The following is a 20,306-nucleotide window of genomic DNA, read 5'->3' on the forward strand; positions in this document are numbered from 1 at the left end:
TTACTTCATCGGGCTTTTTATTTTTTATCTTTGAAGCGTTCACACTATTAAAGTGTGTCGTGGAACTCCACAAGAACTTGTTCACACCATTTTTCGATGCGCTCATCACTCAGTTCGTACTGCGAGTCTTCATCTAACGCTAGTCCAACAAACTTGCTGCCATCTTCAATCAGTGCTTTCGATGCTTCAAATTCGTAGCCTTCATTTGGCCAGTAACCGATAAAGGTTGCGCCGGTCGCTTGTAATTCATCGTGAAGTAAGCCCATCGCGTCCAAATACCACTCACCGTAGCCTTCTTGGTCACCCAGACCAAACAGCGCGACAACTTTACCTTTTAATGGTGTTGTTGCGATGTCTTGCCAAATCGCATTCCAATCTTCTTGAATTTCACCAAAGTCCCAAGTTGAGATGCCAAGGAGTAATAAGTCGTAGTCCGCCATTAGTGATAACGGTGTCTCTTTCACATTGTGAATGTCGACAAGGTCTTCACCAATAATGGTACGAATTCTCTCTGCTGCCATTTCGGTGTAGCAGGTCGTTGAGCCGTAAAAGAGTCCGATTTTCATTATATTCATCGTTATTTGTGTTGCTGTTGTGGAAGATTCTAACCATAAATTGAGGAAGATTGCAGCGAATATCCTAAGCGGGATGATTTTTTTATGGTATTGGATCGACAGGTGCCTTAATCTAAATACTGTAAATATAAACAGATAAGGAAGCGTTCATGACGGCACAACAGCCTGTCAATCAACAAGATTTTTCGCTTGTTGAGCAATTCTTAGATGCGATGTGGATGGAGCGTGGGCTATCAGAGAACACGCTGGCTTCCTATCGAAATGATTTGATGAAGCTGCTCACGTGGATGGAGAAACATCGCTACCGTCTTGATTTCATTAGTTTGTCTGGCTTGCAAGAATACCAAAGCTACCTTGTAGACTTGGATTACAAGCAGACGTCCCGTGCGCGTATGTTGTCGGCAATTCGCCGTTTATTCCAATATCTGCATCGTGAGAAAGTACGTGCTGATGATCCGAGTGCGCTCTTGGTCAGTCCTAAACTGCCACAACGCTTGCCCAAAGATATTAGTGAAGAGCAAGTGGACGCCTTGCTCGAAGCGCCAGACCCGAATGATCCGGTGGAATTGCGGGATAAAGCGATGCTGGAACTACTGTATGCGACTGGTTTGCGTGTGACGGAATTGGTCAGTTTAACTATGGAAAACATTAGTTTGCGTCAAGGAGTTGTACGTGTCACAGGTAAAGGCGGTAAAGAGCGCTTAGTGCCAATGGGGGAGAACGCGGTAGATTGGATCGAGACGTTTATTCAACAAGGGCGTCCTGCGTTACTTGGTGATACATCATCTGATATTGTTTTTCCTAGCAAACGCGCAAGGCAAATGACTCGTCAGACGTTTTGGCACCGTATTAAGTACTATGCTTTGATAGCAGGGATTGACACTGAACAGCTGTCGCCGCACGTACTGCGTCATGCCTTTGCCACGCATTTATTGAACTATGGCGCAGATCTCAGGGTCGTACAGATGCTATTAGGACATAGTGACTTATCGACCACGCAAATTTATACTCACGTGGCGACTGAACGATTGAAGCAGATCCACAGTCAACACCACCCAAGAGCATAACAATGGTTAGATTCATCCATGTCTTCTTGGAAAAACGATTTTATATTAAGGTGAATTTCATGAGCGTATTACGCCGACTAACTCTGCTGACTTTACCATTTTTTGTTACCGCGTGTGGTGCAGAAGAAAGTCAGGCTAAAACGGACACTCCTGCACAGCAAGTGGCACCAGCTGCGCAAAGCAGTTTTGATGAAGCAGCATTAAAAACTAAGTTCTCAAAGCTTGGTTTATCTATCGTTGATATTCAGCCATCAGAAGTTGCTGGTTTATTGGAAATCCAAACTAATGGCGGGATCTTGTTTGCTTCAAATGATGGTAGCCATTTTATCGCCGGTACGCTTTATGCCATCAATGACGATGGTAGTTACAAAGATGTCATTGCAGAGCGCCAAGCGCCGCTTAATGCGGAGAAAATCGCGCAGTTCTCCGATAGCATGATTGAATACAAAGCCGACGATGAAAAATATGCTGTGACGGTATTTACTGATATCACTTGTGGTTACTGTGTGCGTCTGCACAGCCAAATGCAAGGCTATAACGATCTAGGCATTACAGTGCGTTACATGGCTTACCCTCGCCAAGGTGCTACTGGCCCAGTGGCAGAGCAAATGGCGACGATTTGGTGTGCTGAAGATCCAAAGTCGGCAATGCACAACGCGAAAGTGAATCGTACGTTTGATAACCCTGCGAAAGACTTAAAACAGTGTAAAGAAACCATCCAATCACATTACAATCTAGGTCGCCAATTGGGAATTTCTGGTACGCCAGCGATCTTCTTACCGAATGGCGAAATGGTTGGCGGTTACCTACCGCCTGCAGAGCTATTGAAACGTTTAAAGCAACAATAATCCTTTAGGAGCAGAGCCGGCAAAGTCGCCGGCTCTTTTCAAGCATGATAGAAATTCAACGACGTCCTGAGCCTGATCTTTCCCTTCTTCCTGATTCCATTCCTCCGATTCTCAAACGTATCTACATCAACCGTGGGATTACGGATCCTGCGCAACTAGAAACGTCAGCTCGTGGTTTGCATTCTTACCAAAAACTCGGGGGGATTGAGCAAGCTGTCGAGCTTTTGTTTCAGGCAATAAAAGAACAAAAACGCATCATCGTTGTCGGTGATTTTGATGCTGATGGCGCGACGAGCTCTGCATTGTCGGTGCTCGCGCTGCGTATGCTTGGTAGTCACAATGTGGACTACCTAGTACCGAATCGTTTTGAAGACGGTTATGGGTTAAGCCCAGAAGTCGTTGACCAAGCATTAGAGCTTGGCGCTGAGATGATCATGACGGTAGATAACGGTGTGTCATCAATCGAAGGCGTGCGTTACGCAAAAGAAAACGGTATTACCGTGCTCGTTACCGACCACCATTTACCGGGACAAGTGTTGCCTGATGTAGATGCAATGGTGAACCCAAACCTTGAGAGCTGTCATTTTCCGTCTAAAGCGCTCGCTGGTGTCGGGGTCGCATTTTATCTCATGATGGCACTATGCGTTCATATGCGAAAACACAATTGGTTTGCTGAGCAGGGCATGCAAGAGCCTAAGTTGATGGAACTGATTGACCTTGTTGCACTTGGTACCGTCGCCGACATTGTCCCACTGGATGAAAACAACCGCATTCTTGTGCACCAAGGCCTTCAGCGTATTCGTGCGGGCAAAGCGCGCCCTGGCATTCAAGCATTGATTGAGGTCGCGAAGCGCGATGCGCGTCGTTTGGTGGCGTCCGATTTTGGTTTTGCTTTAGGTCCTCGTATCAATGCTGCAGGTCGCCTTGATGATATGTCATTTGGTGTTGAACTGTTGATGTGTAACAACATTCACGCCGCTCGTCGTATGGCAAGTGAACTGGATGGTTTGAACCAAACTCGTAAAGAGATTGAAGAAGGCATGAAGCAAGAAGCGATGGCTTTCTGCGAGCGTCTCCAGTTTGGTGAAGGCAGTGAGCTTCCTTACGGATTAGCCTTGTTCCAACGTGATTGGCACCAAGGTGTGATTGGTATTTTGGCCTCACGCATCAAAGAGAAGTTTCACCGTCCAGTCATCGCATTTGCTGATGGCGGAGAAGGGACAATTAAGGGTTCGTGTCGTTCAATTCCAGGGTTACACATGCGCGATGCGTTGGATTTCATCGACACGCAAAACCCAGGTTTGATCATCAAATTTGGTGGTCACGCGATGGCGGCAGGCTTAACAATTAAAGAGCAGGATTTTGAACGTTTCAGCCGTTTATTTGATGAAGTGGTAAAAAAAGAACTCGATGAAGCGGCGCTAAAAGGCGTGATCATGTCAGATGGTGAACTTAAGCCTGAAGAATTCTCTATGCATGTCGCTGAACAGCTACGGTCTGGTGGCCCTTTTGGACAAGCCTTTCCTGAACCAATCTTTGATGGTGAGTTTAAAGTGTTGCATCAAAAGCTGGTGGGTGAGAAGCATCTTAAATTGATGTTAGAGCCGCTTTACAAAGGTCACCCTACCAATGTGATGATCGACGGCATTGCATTTAATGTCGATTTGCGTCGCTGGCCGGATGCATCAGTTAAAACGGTACGTTTAGCTTACAAATTGGATGTGAATGAATTTCGTGGTAATCAATCACTGCAATTGATGATCGATCATATCGAAGCTAAGTAATATCTAGATTAACCTTTCTTATAGAGTACGGTTGCCCCTAAGAGGGTGTAAAATTTTATGACCGTGCTCTCTCTAACCGCAATCTGATTTCTCATCCGAAATTTTCCTGTATCTCGGTCACATTTTTCAGTAGAATTTCTCGGTTAAATTCTATTCTAAAATGTTGAGTAAACATGTTTGAAATCAATCCAATTAAAAACCGTCTGCAGGACGTGTCTCAGCGCACAAATGTCCTGAGGGGGTATCTTTGACTATGACGCGAAGAAAGAGCGTCTAGAAGAAGTCAACGCAGAGCTTGAACAACCTGATGTATGGAACGAACCTGAACGTGCACAAGCACTGGGTAAAGAGCGTGCATCGCTAGAAGCGGTTGTTGAAACTATTGATCAACTAGAGCAAGGTGTAGAAGACGTAGAAGGTCTTCTTGAGCTGGCTGTAGAAGAAGAAGATCAAGAAACATTTGACGAAATTGAACCAGAACTTGCTGAGTTGGAAGAGAAGCTAGAAAAGCTTGAATTCCGTCGTATGTTCTCGGGTGACCATGATAGTTCAGATTGCTACATCGATTTGCAAGCTGGCTCTGGTGGTACGGAAGCACAAGACTGGACCAACATGCTGCTGCGTATGTACCTACGCTGGGCAGAGGCGAAGGGCTTCAAAGCTGAAGTGATTGAAGTTTCTGAAGGTGAGGTCGCGGGTCTTAAGTCGGCAACAGTTCGCATCTCTGGTGAGTATGCGTACGGTTGGTTGCGCACTGAAACGGGCGTTCATCGTCTTGTTCGTAAATCTCCGTTCGATTCAGGCGGCCGTCGCCATACGTCATTTGCGTCTGCGTTCATCTATCCAGAGATTGATGAAAACATCGACATCGACATTAATCCTTCTGACCTACGCATCGACGTTTACCGTGCGTCAGGCGCAGGTGGTCAGCACGTCAACACCACAGAATCTGCGGTACGTATTACGCACGTACCTACGAACACAGTGGTTCAGTGTCAGAATGACCGTTCTCAACATAAGAACAAAGATCAGGCAATGAAACAGCTTCGAGCGAAGCTATTTGAGCTTGAATTGCAAAAGCAAAACGCGGAAAAACAAGCTAATGAAGACGCTAAGTCTGACATTGGCTGGGGTAGCCAGATCCGTTCTTACGTATTGGATGACTCACGTATTAAGGACCTCCGTACGGGCATTGAAAACCGTAATACTCAAGCGGTTCTTGATGGCGATCTGGACAAATTTATTGAAGCTAGCCTGAAATCAGGCCTATAAAGCTTTTCACCGACAAAAACAGGATACATCGAAAATGACTGATGCTGTTCAAAACGAAACTGTACTAGAAGAAAATAAGCTGATTGCTGAACGCCGCGCTAAACTGGATGAAATCCGAAAGAGCTGCAAAGCAAACGGCCACCCAAACGACTTCCGTCGTGACGCACTAGCGGGCGACCTTCAAAAAGAGTTCGGTGAAAAGACGAAGGAAGAGCTAGAAGAGCTTAACCACGTGGTTGCAATTGCTGGCCGCATTATGGCTAAGCGTGGTCCATTCCTAGTAATTCAAGAAACATCTGGCCGTATCCAAGCTTACGCTGCTAAAGACGTACAAAAAGAGCTAAAAGAGAAATACCAAGGTCTTGATATCGGTGACATCATCGGTGTTAAAGGTGCGCTGCACAAATCTGGTAAGGGTGACCTGTACGTGAACATGGAAGAATACGAGTTGCTAACTAAAGCACTTCGTCCACTTCCTGAGAAGTTCCACGGTCTTACTGACCAAGAAATGCGTTACCGTCAGCGTTACGTTGATCTGATTGTGAACGAAGATTCACGTAAAGCATTTATTGTACGTTCTAAAGTGATGTCTGCAATTCGTAACTTCATGATCTCAAAACAGTTCATGGAAGTAGAAACGCCGATGATGCACGTGATCCCTGGTGGTGCAAGTGCACGCCCATTCATCACGCATCACAACGCGCTAGACATGCCAATGTACCTACGTATTGCACCTGAGCTATACCTGAAGCGTCTAGTGGTGGGTGGCTTCGATCGCGTATTCGAAATTAACCGTAACTTCCGTAACGAAGGTCTTTCTCCACGTCATAACCCAGAATTCACTATGATGGAATTCTACATGGCGTACGCGGATTACAAAGATCTGATGGACTTTACTGAGGAACTACTAAGTTCGGTAGCGCAAGAAGTTCTAGGTTCAACATCAATGCCTTACGGTGATGAAACGGTTGAATTTGGTGGCACTTACACTCGTATGAGCATGTTTGAAGCAATCAAGCAGTACAACCCAGATCACGCGCAAATCCAAGCGCTAACCGAAGAAGATCTACAAAACCGTGAACTGATGGTTTCTATCGCGAAATCAGTACATGTTGAAGTAGAAGACTTCTGGACATGTGGTCAGCTTCTAGAAGAAATCTTCGGTGAAACAGCAGAACCTAAGCTAATGCAGCCAACGTTCATCACTGGCTACCCAGCGGACATCTCTCCATTGGCTCGCCGTAGCGATGACAACCCGTTCTTTACAGACCGTTTTGAATTCTTCATCGGCGGTCGTGAAGTGGCGAATGGCTTCTCAGAGCTTAACGATGCAGAAGATCAAGACGCGCGCTTTAAAGCACAGGTTGAAGCTAAAGAGTCTGGTGACGACGAAGCTATGTTCTACGATGCAGATTACATCACTGCACTAGAGCACGGCCTACCACCAACGGCAGGCCAAGGTATCGGTATCGACCGTCTGGTTATGCTACTGACTAACACGCACACTATCCGTGACGTGATCCTATTCCCAGCAATGCGCCCACAAGCATAATTTGGCAGGATGATCAAAAAAACCACCTTCGGGTGGTTTTTTTATGCCTTTTAGTTAAATGAGTTCAAGTTGTTGCATTTGCTTTTTAATAGGATATGCAAATAAACATTCGCCAAATCTCAATCTATTGCATAGTCTTAATACTGAGACAGACGTGGGGCGCGGAGTCTCGATAATGTTACCCGCTCGCAAAGATAGGTTTGTGGCGCAAAATTTCTATTAACAATGAAAAAGGGTTAGAGAATGGCTGGGCAGTTTAAGATGGATTCCATCCCGGGATCGCTTGTGGTAGTTGGCGGTACTTATGAGCCTTGGTTATCAGTACTTGAGCAAGTGGGCTGGAAGTGTCACCAAGTGGGTGACTTACGCAAAGCTAATACGTTGTTAGAGGATATTGGTCCATGTATAGGTATTGTCGATCTCAGCCATGACGAATTCAGCTTGAACGGTTTGGCGAACTTAGTCAGTTCTCACAAACACGTGCGTTGGTTAGCGTTTATTCGTGAATCTCAGCTTGGCACTGACACCATATGCCAGTTCATTGTTAACTTTTGTATCGACTTTTTCACTGCGCCAATCCCGGATGCCCAGCTTTTAAGCACGATTGGTCACCAGCTTGGTATGCTCAAGTTGGAGAAAAAAGTTTGGCCTAGTTTTGGTAGCAGCTTAGACATGGGGCTGATCGGTGAATCTATCCCGATGAAGCGTTTACGCGATCAAGTAAAGCGAATCGGTCCGACGGACGTCAGTATTCTGATTTCAGGGGAAAGTGGTACAGGTAAAGAAGCAGTTGCTCGCGCTATCCACAAAGTCTCTTCACGTTCTCATAAACCGTTTATGGCAATTAACTGTCGCGCGCTCAATGAGCAACGTTTCCAGGCGGAAGTATTTGGTATTAACGCTGATGAAGATATGGAAGCATGCATGCTCGAACAAGCGGATGGCGGTACGGTGTTGTTTAATGACATTCTTACCATCTCAAAAGAGCAACAAATGAATCTGCTGAGATTCTTGCAAGAAGGCACCATTGATACCAAAGATGGTGTAAAAGCGGTCAACGTGCGCATCCTTGCGGCTAACTCGTCAGATGTAGAAAAAGCCTTGATTGACGGAGATTTTAATGAAGAGCTTTATCACTACATTAACGTATTACGCATTAATGTCCCGAGCTTAAAAGAGCGCGCGAGTGATATTTCTTTGTTAGCGCGCTACTACTTACAAGAGTTTTCTAAAGAGTATAACTCGCAAGCAAAAAGCTTTTCTGAGGATGCACTCAAGGCTCTGACACGTTATTTCTGGCCAGGTAACGTACGTGAGTTGATGAACCAAGTGAAACGAGCGGTTCTGATGTCTGACAGCGTAATGATTGAAGAGCATCACCTAGATTTGCCTCAGCGTAATGACTCAAAGCGTAGTTTGAAATCGATTCGTGAGAAGAGTGAGCGTGACGCGTTACTGGTTGTTTTGGAATCTCATTCTGGTCAAGTTTCGAATGCGGCGAAGGAGCTTGGTGTTTCACGCGCGACGATGTATCGACTACTGAACAAACATAATTTGATTTCTGATCAAGCCATGTAATTTGTTCTTTCTGAAGTTAAATTGGTGAATGAATATCAGTGAAGGAGCGGCTACAAAGCCGCTCTTTTTGTTTTGTATTCAGTTTGATTTATAAAATCCGTAATTTCATATATTCCCTAGGTGAATATGTTATATAGAAAAGTATATGAAACTGAATTGCGGTGTATTGGTTTGTTTTTAATCAAAAAGACAAAAAATGTTTGATATATATTCATCAAAGCTTACAATTTAACCGTAACTCAATGAGTTATACCTTTCATAAACGGATTAATTTTTAGCTAGGAGGCGCAAGATGAAACATTACGTTGTTAACACCACTGCTTGCGCTGATCGTATGCCTATCGCTCCGATGACTCTTAAGTCGGATGATACCAATACCACTGGCTCACAAGATAAAAATTAATCCGTAACCTATCTTATTTATTACTAGGCTGCGGAAAAGTAGCGGCTTAGTATCAACAGAACACCTCTGTTCATTTTACGCACTATTTTTCCCAGTCGAATACATCGATAATCGGAGAAAATATTATGCGTCACTCTATTTACCTACAACTGGCAACTTTGCTATTGAAAGCAGACCTTAAACGCGAAGAAAAGGAATGGCAGCGAACCATACGCCGCACTGCTCATGATGTTCCATGGACGAATGTTCATTTATTGAGAGATATTGGTTTAGATAGCGATGGTCGTTCCACACGCGCCAATGTTCCGGATGCAGTAAAAGTTGAACGTCGAGTTCGTCACCTTCGTCGAGTTTTAACATCGCGAATAATGACGTAATCGTTAGCGTGTTGGACTGACTGAGTTGCTATCGAGTCATTCAACACGCTTAACGTGCGATATGAAGTCATACTTCATTTGATAAACAGCTGACCTTGAAGGTCAGCTGTTTTCGTTTGAGGGGAGCTTTACTGTTAAGGGCAAGGGTTCGAGTAGGTTGTACCAATTGCTTGAATCTCAGTCAGGAGCTCATCGCTTAGTTTTAGATCGATACTGTCGATGTTGGCTTTTAATTGGTCGAGGTTGGTCGCGCCGATAATATTAGATGCTACAAATGGGCGCTGATTGACAAATGCAAGTGCCATTTGTGCAGGATCCAAACCATGCTCTTGGGCTAAATTGACGTAAGCTTCGGTCGCTTTAACACCTTGTGGAGTGAAGTAGCGCGCAAAACGCTCCCACTTAGTGCATCGAGCGCCTTCAGGTTTGGCCCCGTTTAGGTATTTACCACTCAGGCAGCCAAATGCCAAAGGAGAGTAAGCAAGTAACTGAACGCCTTCGTAATGGCTGATTTCAGACAAGCCAACTTCGAAGCTGCGGTTCAATAAGTTATATGGGTTTTGAATGGAGACAATTCTTGGCAAATCGTGTTTCTCTGCCAAACGCAGTAGCGACATCACACCCCACGGCGTTTCGTTTGATACACCGATGTAGCGTACTTTGCCTGCATTCACTAGCTCAGTCAGCGCTTCCAAGGTTTCAATTAATGTGACTTCTTCTTGCTTGTCTGGGTAAGGGTAGTTGAGTTGACCAAAGCAGTTAGTTTGACGTTGAGGCCAATGTAATTGGTATAAATCGACATAATCCGTTTGCAGGCGGTTAAGGCTGTCATCAATTGCTGTATGGATGTGGCGACGATTAAGGCTCATGTTGTCTCGGATGTGAGGGACACCACGAGGGCCAGCCACTTTTGTTGCCAGCACAACTTTTTCACGTTTGCCGCTCTTTGCTAACCAATTACCGATGTATTGCTCGGTGAGTCCTTGCGTTTCCGCTTTGGGAGGTACAGGGTACATCTCTGCGGTATCAATGAAATTCACCCCATGATCAAGGGCAAAGTCGAGCTGTTCAAAGGCGTCCTTTTCTGTATTTTGCTCGCCAAACGTCATGGTTCCGAGGCAGATTTTACTGATCTCAAGTGATGAGTGCGGTAGTTTTGTGTATTGCATATCACGTCCTTGAAGAGTTACCGACTAAATAAGTGATTCCAATATAGGGGATTTTTAACCGCTATCGCAAATGATTTACGTATAAAGGAAGACCAAACTCGAAAGCTATACATTGCCTAACTACACTTAAATGATCGTGTGAAGGAGGTGCGTTATGCAGAAGCATCAATTGGACATGTGGTTACATGGTCCCCATAAAGATACTTATAAAACTCCCAAAGTATTTGTGATTGGGTGTTCTGATGTCTCTGACTATTTGCTAGCAGTGGAGTACAAGCATCAACTTGAGCCAATTAAAGACGGTGAAGATCCGATACATTTCGGTTCGCTAGATTTGGTGAAAGAAGAGCTGCTGAGGTTAGGGGTAGATAAAGCGTACTTAAGGCTGCACAATGCGTATGACGAATGTGGCACTGAAGAGGCAGCCTCGTACTGTGATATCGAGTTATCGCTCGTGACGCACTAAATGGCGGAAACAACATTACTCAGATTGCGTGTTGATGTAGTGCTTGAGTAAGATCTGTTCAGTAAACTGTGTTCTGAGGTAAAAACCTCGGGGCAGAGTTTTTATCGGCTTGCCATTTGAGCTGTATGCTTCGGTGAGTGCTTTTGCATTCGCGGCTTTAGGGCGAAGATGCAGCGCTTCTCCGTGTCTGGCGGAAATTTGATCAAATTTCCCCAAGACGATCATCTCCATTAGCTCTTCCCAGTCGTTTCGTAAAATACGCTCTTCTTCGTCGTCTGGTGACCAAATCAGTGGGCTACCAACACGTCTTTCTGCAAGTGGAATTTCTCGTTCCCCTTCCACTGGTACCCAAAGCACACGAGACAGCTTGTTGCGTACGTGGCTTGTTTCCCATGTAAGACCATGAACACCTGTGAGAGGAGCCACCGAAACAAAGGTTGTTTCCAACGGTTTGCCAGAGTGACTGATCGGAATACTTTTCAGCTCGATCCCTAGCTTAGCGAAATCTTGTTGAGGTTTACTGCCAGCCGGAGCGCCCAAATGCCATTCGAGTAATTGACCCACCCAACCTTTATCACGTTTTAAGTTTTCAGGAACAATCATATTCGCCTCGGCGGCCAACTCAGCAAAACTGAGTCCTGCCATATCATGCGCTCGTTCCAATAGCTCTGCTTCTGTTTGTGGTTCTGGTTTCATAGTCACAAGGTGGTATTACAAAAAATATAGTTTATCAAACTCCGGCCAAATCTACTGTTTAAGATTTCACCGAGGCGGTGTAAGAACGATCAATTCATAACTTATCCACAGGTGGAGGAGGTATTGATAAGATCCTGACGGGGTCTGTATGAATAAACAGGGGTCAAAATGCATTTTTGGGGTTGATTTTGTTGTAATACTCTAAACGAATACCCGGTAAGTGTGGATAAATAGCCGGTTGGTGGATCTTTGACCGATCTGAGTTTGGTGAAAAGATCATCAAGAAACTGAAGATCGATTTATCGTTATTTTTTAATATAAGGTTTTATTTATCAACTATTTATGTTTGTTTTTCTGTTTCTTTATTTGTTTTGCTTGTGATGGGGTTGAACAGAATTACTCATTTGAATTGAATTCTTCACAAAGTTATTCACAGAAAAGGTGAATAAATGTGGGCAATGTCTCACTCTTGTGTTGATAAGGTATGGTTTGATTAAAAGATATCCAAATATGGTGAAAAGGTAATAAATCTTGCTCATATCACATCAGTAAGTTTGCTAGTAATGGGGATATGTGGAAAAATCACGGTAATAAAAAATTTATTCATAGAGGTTAGCCAGTGATAGATGGCGATGGTTACCGACTTAATGTTGGTATTGTGATATGTAATAACCATGGTCAGGTCTTCTGGGCTAAACGATACGGGCAACACTCATGGCAATTTCCACAAGGTGGGATTGACGAAGGTGAAACCCCTGAACAAGCCATGTTCAGGGAGTTATACGAAGAAGTCGGTTTAACGAAAAAAGACGTTAAGATCATTGCAACAAGTCGTCATTGGTTAAGATATAAGCTACCAAAGCGATTGGTGCGTTGGGACTCCAAGCCTGTTTGTATCGGCCAAAAACAGAAATGGTTTCTGCTGAGATTAGAATGCGATGAATCTCGTATTAATATGCAACGCGGAAAATCCCCTGAATTTGATGGTTGGCGCTGGGTGAGTTACTGGTATCCAGTTAGGCAAGTTGTTTCTTTCAAGCGAGATGTTTATCGACGAGCGATGAAAGAGTTTGCATCCTTAGCCATGCCTTTTCGAGAGAGAAAAGCGAAAGGGAAAAGAAAAAAGCAACGTAGAGGATAATCATGCTCAGTCAGCTAAGGGAAATAGTTGAGAAAGTCTCCAGGGTCGATGATGTGCATCTGGCACTCGATATATTGGTGAAAGAGACTTGTGCTGCCCTTCGCACTGAGTGCTGTACTATCTATCTTGCTAATGAAGAAATGCAGCGCCTTGAGTTAATGGCAACTCAAGGCCTTATTTTTGAAGGTGATAGTATTCATATCAACTTCAATGAAGGCTTGGTTGGGTTGGTTAAACGAAGCGCAGAGCCACTCAACCTTGCCGAAGCCTCAAAACATCCCGAGTTTAAATTCTTCCCTCAACTCGGCGAACAGATTTACCACTCCTTTTTAGCCACTCCAATCATTCATCGAAAACAAGTTTTAGGTGTGTTGGTTATCCAGCAAAAAACACCGCGCTTGTTCAGTGAAATGGAAGAGTCGTTTCTTGTCACGTTGTCCGCTCAGCTAGCAGTGCTTATTGCGCATGCGCAGAATCTTGGGCATTGGCAGTTGGCATCTAAACCCACGGTATTAAAAGGTTTGCCTGCATCTACTGGTGTCGCGATTGGAGAGTTTTGGTTCGACAATACCCAACCGAGTTTATCGGATGTTTTCCCATCGTCCACGTTAGATAAGGAACGTGAGCACGAGACATTGCTGGTGGCCATAGAGCGAGCGTTAAATGATTTTCGCCGTATGCGGAAAAAGCTGGACAGTGAAATCAACAAAGATGCGCTGGCGATCTTCGATCTGTTTACGCACTTACTCAATGACCCGATGCTTCGTGGTGATTTGAAGAAGCAGATTGAAAAAGGAGACAGGGCAGATTGGGCGTTACGCCAAGTGGTAGAGTCATACTCGAATCGATTTGCCAGAATGTCGGATGTCTACATGCGCGAGAGAGCGCAAGACATCCGAGAGTTAGGGCAAAGGCTGCTCTATTTTCTACATAACAGTGAGCAAGAAAATTCTGCAATTGATCGTCCCATTATTTTGGTGGCGAATGAACTCACTGCCACCTTGCTCGCGTCTGTACCTAAAGAATTTTTGTTAGCCGTCGTGTCACTAGAAGGTGGCGCGAACTCTCATGCGGCTATTTTGTCTCGCGCACTTGGAGTTCCCGCTGTCATGGGCGCCAACATTAACCCGGATGTGGTCAATGGCAAACTCGGGATAGTGGATGGTTATACGGGCGAGATCTTCCTAGAGCCAAACCGTCAATTATTGCGAGAGTATCGCAGCTTAGTGAGTGAAGAGTCAGAATTGTTTGCAATGGTAAACAAGGACCTCGCACTCCCAGCGGTTACGCAAGACAATCACCACATCGAAATTATGCTCAATGCGGGGCTCAGTGCAGACAGTAATATTGCCATCAATACAGGTGTTGATGGAGTTGGGTTGTACCGAACTGAGATTGCATTTTTACTTCAGCATCACTTTCCGTCAGAAGATGAGCAGTATCATCAATACCAAGCGATACTCAACAGTTATCCGAATCAACGAGTGGTGATGCGCACTTTGGATATTGGTGGTGACAAACCTTTGCCATATTTGCCGATCGAAGAAGATAATCCGTTTCTAGGCTGGCGTGGCATTCGTTTTACATTAGATCACCCAGATATTTTCTTGATCCAGCTGCGTGCAATGTTAAGGGCGAGTGCAGAAAGCGGTAACTTAAGTATTTTGTTGCCAATGGTGTCTGGGGTAAAAGAGCTAGACGATGCCATTAGCTTGATTAATCAAGCCCACAGCGAAGCCGTGTTGCTTGATGATAGAATTCAGTTCCCACAAGTTGGGGTCATGATCGAAGTGCCATCAATGGTGTATTTATTGCCAACGATTGCTCACCGTGTTGATTTTGTTTCTGTCGGGACAAACGATTTAACCCAGTATTTATTAGCAGTTGATAGGAACAATTCGCGCGTCGCGGATGTCTATGAATCTATGCATCCTGCGGTACTGTTAGCGCTTAAGCAAATCCATGACGTGTGCGATAAGTATCAGGTGCCAGTGTGTATTTGTGGTGAGTTAGCTGGCGACCCATTTGGCGCTCTTCTCTTACTTGGGTTAGGGTATACCAGTTTGAGTATGAACACCTCCAACGTGGCTAAGGTGAAATATTTGATTCGTCATAGCCAACAAGAAGAATTAGAAAAATTAGCGGAGCAAGCAATGACAAAGTCCTACGGGGAGGACATTCATCAAATGATGCATGACTTCTTCATCCAACAGGGTTTTGCGGGCTTTATCCGTGCAGGTAAAAAGTAGGAAATCGTGACCGTCTCTTTATTTTTGTTATTGTTGGCGCTAGGCGCTTTTGTGGGTGTGATGGCGGGGTTACTCGGTATCGGTGGTGGTTTGATAGTTGTTCCTGCCTTGTTGTATTTGCTTCCTCTTGCTGGAATCTCTCCAGAAATGAGTATGCACATGGCCCTAGCCACTTCGTTAGCGAGTATTATTGTTACGTCAGGCTCATCGGCGATGAATCACCTTAAGCTCGGCAATGTCGATATGTTCGTCGTAAAATGGTTGATGCCAGGTGTGGTTATTGGTGGTTTTGTCGGTGCCAATATTGCTGAGTGGATCCCTACGCACTACTTGCCGAAAGTATTTGGTGTCATTGTTCTTTGCCTGTCAGTACAGATGTTCCGTTCCATTAAAGTTACGAGCAGTAAACCTATGCCGAGCAGCCCGGTGACCGTTGCGTATGGCACGGGGATTGGCGTCGTATCAAGCCTTGCTGGTATTGGTGGCGGTTCACTATCGGTCCCATTTTTAAATAAACACGGGATAGAAATGCGTAAAGCGGTAGGTTCATCTTCCGTTTGTGGTTGCGTGATTGCTATTTCTGGTATGATCGGTTTTATCTTACATGGCTATAAAGTAGAAGGCTTGCCTTCATACAGTATTGGCTATGTTTATCTTCCCGCATTATTAGCGATTGCCATGGCCTCGATGCTCACAACAAAAGTGGGCGCAAAGCTGGCAACTAACCTTCCAACTGCGGTATTAAAAAAGATATTCGCGGTGTTCTTAATGTTTGTAGCAGCGACCATGCTGCTCTAAGTTTGTACCCAAGTCATTCTCGCTGAACCAAGCATCTAGAGGTTACTTGGGTATATTTATTTTGTTGTGATAAGAAGAGAATGATTTATGTCTCAGGGATATATTGAATTTCCCAATATTGATCCGGTTTTAATCTCTATTGGTCCTGTTTCGGTTCGTTGGTACGGTTTGATGTACCTTGTGGGCTTTATGTTCGCCCTATGGTTGGCGAACCGACGTGCGGATAAGCCGGGAAGTGGTTGGACACGAGAACAGGTTTCTGATTTGTTGTTCGCAGGCTTCCTTGGCGTGGTGATTGGTGGTCGTGTAGGCTACGTGCTTTTCTACAATTTTGAGCTCTTCTTGGCTGACCCTTTGTATCTGTTTAAAGTGTGGACCGGTGGTATGTCTTTCCACGGTGGCTTACTGGGTGTGATTACCGCGATGTTCTGGTATGCACACAAAAACGGGCGAACGTTCTTCGGCGTTGCCGACTTTATCGCGCCGCTTGTGCCATTTGGTTTGGGTATGGGGCGTTTAGGTAACTTCATGAACAGCGAATTGTGGGGCCGAGTAACGGATGTGCCTTGGGCGATCGTTTTCCCAAATGGTGGTCCACTGCCGCGTCATCCATCGCAGCTTTATGAAATGGCGCTCGAAGGTATCGTACTTTTCTTCATCTTGAATTGGTTCATCAAGAAACCTCGTCCTCTAGGTTCTGTTTCAGGACTCTTTCTTGCGGGTTACGGAACCTTCCGTTTCCTAGTAGAATATGTGCGCGAACCAGACGCTCATTTGGGGTTATTCGGTGGCTTTATTTCCATGGGACAGATTTTATCCCTGCCAATGGTAGTTATCGGTGTCCTAATGATGGTTTGGGCATACAAACGTGGTCATTACAAAGACGAGTTACCACAAAAGACGAAGTAAGGTATTGGTGTGAAACAGTATTTAGATTTGTGTCAACGCATCGTTGACCAAGGTGTTTGGGTTGAAAATGAGCGTACAGGCAAGCGCTGCCTGACCGTAATCAACGCGGATTTAACCTACGATGTTGCGAACAATCAATTTCCGTTGGTAACCACACGTAAAAGTTTTTGGAAAGCGGCCGTTGCAGAGCTACTAGGGTACATTCGTGGTTACGATAATGCGGAAGATTTTCGTAAGCTGGGCACGAAAACCTGGGATGCCAATGCCAACCTAAATGATGCTTGGTTAAATAATCCATACCGTAAGGGCGAAGACGACATGGGCCGTGTCTACGGTGTCCAAGGGCGCGCATGGGCGAAGCCTGATGGCGGGCATGTTGACCAATTGCGCAAGATAGTGGATGACTTAACGCGTGGTGTTGATGATCGCGGTGAAATCCTTAATTTCTACAACCCTGGTGAGTTCCACATGGGATGCTTGCGTCCTTGCATGTATAGCCACCATTTTTCATTGCTGGATGATACGCTTTACTTGAACAGTACTCAGCGTTCGTGTGATGTACCGCTTGGCTTAAACTTCAATATGGTTCAAGTTTACGTATTCTTGGCGATCATGGCGCAAATCACGGGCAAGAAACCTGGTCAGGCATTTCATAAGATTGTGAATGCGCACATTTATGAAGATCAGCTTGAACTGATGCGTGATGTTCAGTTGAAACGTGAACCATTAAAAGCGCCGACGTTCCACATCAATCCAGAGATTAAATCTCTAGAAGATCTGGAAACATGGGTCACACTGGATGACTTTTGGGTTGAAGGGTATGAGCATCACGACCCTATTCGTTACCCATTCTCAGTGTAACCAGTATTGTTCTTCAAGATATGAAAAAAGCTCCAAATGGAGCTTTTTTGCTTTTTGTACTTTGAAGGTATTACTTGAGTGCACTGACAATATAGCGGTGAATAGGGTTGGTCTGCATCGGTGCAGACAGTGCCGGGCTAATAAACTTGGGTTGGGTGAATATTTGCTTGCTCACTAATGAGCGGATAAGCTCAAAATACTTCAGTTCTGTTTTTCCACATAGCAACAATGAAAAGTCATCGCCCAGTTTATCGTAGGCATTGAGCACCTCTCGGAACCCCCTTAGATACAAGTAATCCTTCGTTAAACCGCCTCCTCGATACACACGAGCAGTCGTTGTAAATGCTTGAAGGTCAGACGTTTTATACTGTTCTTTTAATAGCATGAACGTATGGCGGAAATCGCGATCCTTGATCATCGACTCTACCGCCAGGACTCGTAAGGCTAAGGTTCTTAGGCGTTTGATACTGAAATGTCCTGACAGATATTCACACAATATAGCCAGCCCTTCTTGGGTGTTTGTATTAGCTGGGCACCCTAAGCTCAGGACCTTTAGTGGTTGTTGACGACCGTTAAGCGTAGTAAGAAGGTGTACACCCATTTCATGATGTGCGAGAGCTTCTAACTCATCGGTCGTGATGTATGCTGCGTGGTTAATTTTGACTCGAGATCCCGAAACGAGTGCGTTTGCTAACATCCCATCCAACACCTGTATTTCACATTCATATCCATTACGTTGAGCAAAGTTTTGCATGAAGTGTGCTATCGCGCGGCTATCATGCTGCGGTTTGCTCTCTTCTTCCGTGGGAAGGTGTAAAATGAAATGGGCGTTGGCAATATCTTTGGCGCTCGGCTCTCCGTAATAGCGCAAGGAGTTATAAAGAAACTCTTGTGTACCGATAGTATTCACTTGATCCAATTTATCTGCGTAAGACTGAATCACATCCGCGTACAGCTTTTGTAATTGGGTGTCTTGAATATTTTCTAAAGGCAGTTCATACAGACGTCGCTTTGCGCTGTGAGTATCTAGATTGGTAGTTGAGTATTGGAAGTTAGGCTCTTGAGAGTATTTGTTCTTAATAAAGCGCTCTCTTTCCTGAGCATAATTGAGAGGATTCACGCTACTGAGGATATCAATATCAGCAACCAGTTGAGTTAGGTTTTCGTCTATTGCGAGTAGCTGATCAGAAATAGTGCCATTAAGCTGCGTCATGTTGTCGACTCCAAATGAGGTAGCCCAGCATAAGTATGCTGGTATGGCTCAAATTATCACCAGACAACGAATTTGAACAGCGTCATTAACGCAAAAAAGGCCCCACAATGTGGAGCCTAAACAATAAGCGATGGTATGTAAGTTATTGTTATGTCGTTAGGGCTAAGATCGCGCCTGGTAAAATAACGAATACAGACATTAGGTAGCCACCGACAACAGCTTTGTTCTTGATAGCCATTTCAGAAATCATCTCAGCGCCTTTCACTGGAATTTCACGTAGGAACGGAATACCAAAGATAAACAGTGTTGCCATGATATTAAATACTAGGTGTACCAGAGCGATTTGAAGCGCGAATACCGCAAACTCACCCGATACGGCTGTTGCTGCTAGTAGCGCCGTAATACAAGTACCAATGTTTGCACCTAGCGTGAATGGGTAAATATCACGAACTTTAAGAACGCCTGTACCCACAAGTGGAACCATCAAGCTAGTTGTTGTTGATGAAGATTGTACCAACACAGTCACGATTGAACCCGATACAATACCGTGAATAGGGCCACGACCAATCGCGTTTTTCAAAATTTCACGTGCACGGCCAACCATTAGGCTCTTCATTAGCTTACCCATTACCGTAATTGCAACGAAGATTGTCGCAATACCCAAAACGATAAGCATGATGCCACCAACAGTATCACCGAATGTTGAAAGTGGCTCTTTAATTGCACTCACAACTGGTTTTGTTATTGGCTTAATGAAGTTGAAGCCTTTAATGCTCATATCGCCAGTAGCAAGTAGTGGAGAAACAAGCCAATGAGAAACTTTCTCTAAAATGCCGAACATCATTTCCAACGGAAGGAAAATAGCAACAGCAAGTAAGTTGAAGAAGTCGTGAATAGTTGCGCTTGCAAATGCACGTTTGAACTCTTCTTTACAACGTACGTGACCAAGAGAAACAAGCGTATTGGTCACTGTGGTACCAATATTGGCACCCATCACCATTGGAATCGCGGTTTCTACTGGTAAGCCACCTGCAACCAAACCTACAATAATAGACGTTACAGTACTTGAGGACTGAATTAAGGCTGTTGCCACCAAGCCGATCATTAGACCTGCAACAGGGTGAGCGGCAAACTCAAATAGCACCTTAGCTTGATCGCCAGTTGCCCATTTGAAGCCACTACCAACCATAGATACTGCTAGAAGAAGCAGATACAACATGAATGCCAAGTTAGCCCAGCGTAACCAACGAGCAGTGCTCGAAATTGGCGCCACTGTTGAAGTAGCTTGGTTCATCATAATTTTCTCCGTTGACCTTTCAGTTCATTTTTCGGTCTGTAGTTGAAACTG

The 20,306-nt window shown here is 44.8% G+C and carries 18 protein-coding genes; 13 read left to right on the forward strand and 5 right to left on the reverse strand.

The features are described from left to right. Positions 1-47: 47 nt before the first annotated feature. Positions 48-566: a flavodoxin FldB gene (gene fldB / locus ACHFJ9_RS10460; protein ID WP_395356763.1), complete on the reverse strand. Its 519-nt coding sequence runs from the start codon at positions 564-566 to the stop codon at positions 48-50. A 158-nt stretch (positions 567-724) separates the two neighbouring features. Here fldB and xerD point away from each other — a divergent pair, with 158 nt between their 5' ends. From xerD to ACHFJ9_RS10495, 7 genes are all read left to right on the forward strand, one after another. Further along, a complete protein-coding gene (xerD, locus tag ACHFJ9_RS10465) occupies positions 725-1,642 on the forward strand; it encodes a site-specific tyrosine recombinase XerD (RefSeq protein WP_005397336.1) in 918 nt (305 codons plus the stop codon). Positions 1,643-1,701: 59 nt separating this feature from the next. Then, positions 1,702-2,490, forward strand: coding sequence for a bifunctional protein-disulfide isomerase/oxidoreductase DsbC (dsbC, locus tag ACHFJ9_RS10470; protein ID WP_012842135.1), 789 nt, complete (start codon positions 1,702-1,704; stop codon positions 2,488-2,490). Positions 2,491-2,534: 44 nt separating this feature from the next. Then, a complete protein-coding gene (gene recJ / locus ACHFJ9_RS10475) occupies positions 2,535-4,274 on the forward strand; it encodes a single-stranded-DNA-specific exonuclease RecJ (protein ID WP_395356766.1) in 1,740 nt (579 codons plus the stop codon). Positions 4,275-4,447: 173 nt separating this feature from the next. Further along, positions 4,448-5,546, forward strand: a protein-coding gene (gene prfB, locus ACHFJ9_RS10480; RefSeq protein ID WP_100068604.1) for a peptide chain release factor 2 whose coding sequence is annotated in 2 segments (ribosomal slippage) — positions 4,448-4,522 and positions 4,524-5,546 — 1,098 coding nt in all. Because the reading frame shifts where the segments join, the coding sequence is not laid out codon by codon here. 34 nt (positions 5,547-5,580) lie between these two features. Continuing rightward, on the forward strand, positions 5,581-7,098 hold the full coding sequence (lysS, locus tag ACHFJ9_RS10485) for a lysine--tRNA ligase (protein ID WP_005397328.1): 1,518 nt from the start codon (positions 5,581-5,583) through the stop codon (positions 7,096-7,098). Between the two features lie 243 nt (positions 7,099-7,341). Next, positions 7,342-8,676, forward strand: coding sequence for a cyclic-di-GMP-binding transcriptional regulator VpsR (vpsR, locus tag ACHFJ9_RS10490; RefSeq protein WP_046873964.1), 1,335 nt, complete (start codon positions 7,342-7,344; stop codon positions 8,674-8,676). Positions 8,677-9,204: 528 nt separating this feature from the next. Continuing rightward, a complete protein-coding gene (locus ACHFJ9_RS10495) occupies positions 9,205-9,456 on the forward strand; it encodes a DUF1127 domain-containing protein (protein ID WP_085343981.1) in 252 nt (83 codons plus the stop codon). Between the two features lie 134 nt (positions 9,457-9,590). Here ACHFJ9_RS10495 and ACHFJ9_RS10500 read toward each other — a convergent pair whose 3' ends face one another. Further along, on the reverse strand, positions 9,591-10,625 hold the full coding sequence (locus ACHFJ9_RS10500; RefSeq protein ID WP_109168799.1) for an NADP(H)-dependent aldo-keto reductase: 1,035 nt from the start codon (positions 10,623-10,625) through the stop codon (positions 9,591-9,593). A 154-nt stretch (positions 10,626-10,779) separates the two neighbouring features. Between ACHFJ9_RS10500 and ACHFJ9_RS10505 the strand changes: the two genes are divergently transcribed. Then, on the forward strand, positions 10,780-11,091 hold the full coding sequence (locus ACHFJ9_RS10505) for a DUF6482 family protein (RefSeq protein ID WP_005397320.1): 312 nt from the start codon (positions 10,780-10,782) through the stop codon (positions 11,089-11,091). 15 nt (positions 11,092-11,106) lie between these two features. Here ACHFJ9_RS10505 and mutH read toward each other — a convergent pair whose 3' ends face one another. Further along, on the reverse strand, positions 11,107-11,787 hold the full coding sequence (gene mutH, locus ACHFJ9_RS10510) for a DNA mismatch repair endonuclease MutH (RefSeq protein WP_256957384.1): 681 nt from the start codon (positions 11,785-11,787) through the stop codon (positions 11,107-11,109). 619 nt (positions 11,788-12,406) lie between these two features. Between mutH and rppH the strand changes: the two genes are divergently transcribed. The 5 genes from rppH to ACHFJ9_RS10535 all read left to right on the forward strand — a co-directional run bounded on the left by rppH (position 12,407) and on the right by ACHFJ9_RS10535 (position 17,745). Beyond that, positions 12,407-12,928 (forward strand): RNA pyrophosphohydrolase, encoded by a 522-nt coding sequence (gene rppH, locus ACHFJ9_RS10515; RefSeq protein ID WP_005381953.1) that lies wholly within the window; start codon positions 12,407-12,409, stop codon positions 12,926-12,928. A 2-nt stretch (positions 12,929-12,930) separates the two neighbouring features. Further along, positions 12,931-15,177, forward strand: a complete 2,247-nt coding sequence (ptsP, locus tag ACHFJ9_RS10520; RefSeq protein WP_047009107.1) for a phosphoenolpyruvate--protein phosphotransferase — start codon at positions 12,931-12,933, stop codon at positions 15,175-15,177. Positions 15,178-15,183: 6 nt separating this feature from the next. After that, positions 15,184-15,975: a sulfite exporter TauE/SafE family protein gene (locus tag ACHFJ9_RS10525; RefSeq protein ID WP_006743341.1), complete on the forward strand. Its 792-nt coding sequence runs from the start codon at positions 15,184-15,186 to the stop codon at positions 15,973-15,975. An 87-nt stretch (positions 15,976-16,062) separates the two neighbouring features. Next, positions 16,063-16,884, forward strand: a complete 822-nt coding sequence (gene lgt, locus ACHFJ9_RS10530) for a prolipoprotein diacylglyceryl transferase (RefSeq protein ID WP_005381948.1) — start codon at positions 16,063-16,065, stop codon at positions 16,882-16,884. Between the two features lie 9 nt (positions 16,885-16,893). Then, positions 16,894-17,745 (forward strand): thymidylate synthase, encoded by an 852-nt coding sequence (locus ACHFJ9_RS10535; protein WP_005381947.1) that lies wholly within the window; start codon positions 16,894-16,896, stop codon positions 17,743-17,745. A 70-nt stretch (positions 17,746-17,815) separates the two neighbouring features. On the opposite strand, the gene ACHFJ9_RS10540 is transcribed toward ACHFJ9_RS10535, so the two are convergent. Beyond that, complete coding sequence (locus ACHFJ9_RS10540; protein WP_109168802.1) at positions 17,816-18,958, reverse strand: flavohemoglobin expression-modulating QEGLA motif protein; 1,143 nt, start codon at positions 18,956-18,958, stop codon at positions 17,816-17,818. Positions 18,959-19,106: 148 nt separating this feature from the next. Continuing rightward, positions 19,107-20,252: a Na/Pi symporter gene (locus tag ACHFJ9_RS10545; RefSeq protein ID WP_046874175.1), complete on the reverse strand. Its 1,146-nt coding sequence runs from the start codon at positions 20,250-20,252 to the stop codon at positions 19,107-19,109. Positions 20,253-20,306 lie beyond the last annotated feature (54 nt).

The sequence above is a fragment of the Vibrio sp. D3 genome (assembly GCF_043995865.1).
Classification (GTDB): Bacteria; Pseudomonadota; Gammaproteobacteria; order Enterobacterales; family Vibrionaceae; genus Vibrio; species Vibrio diabolicus.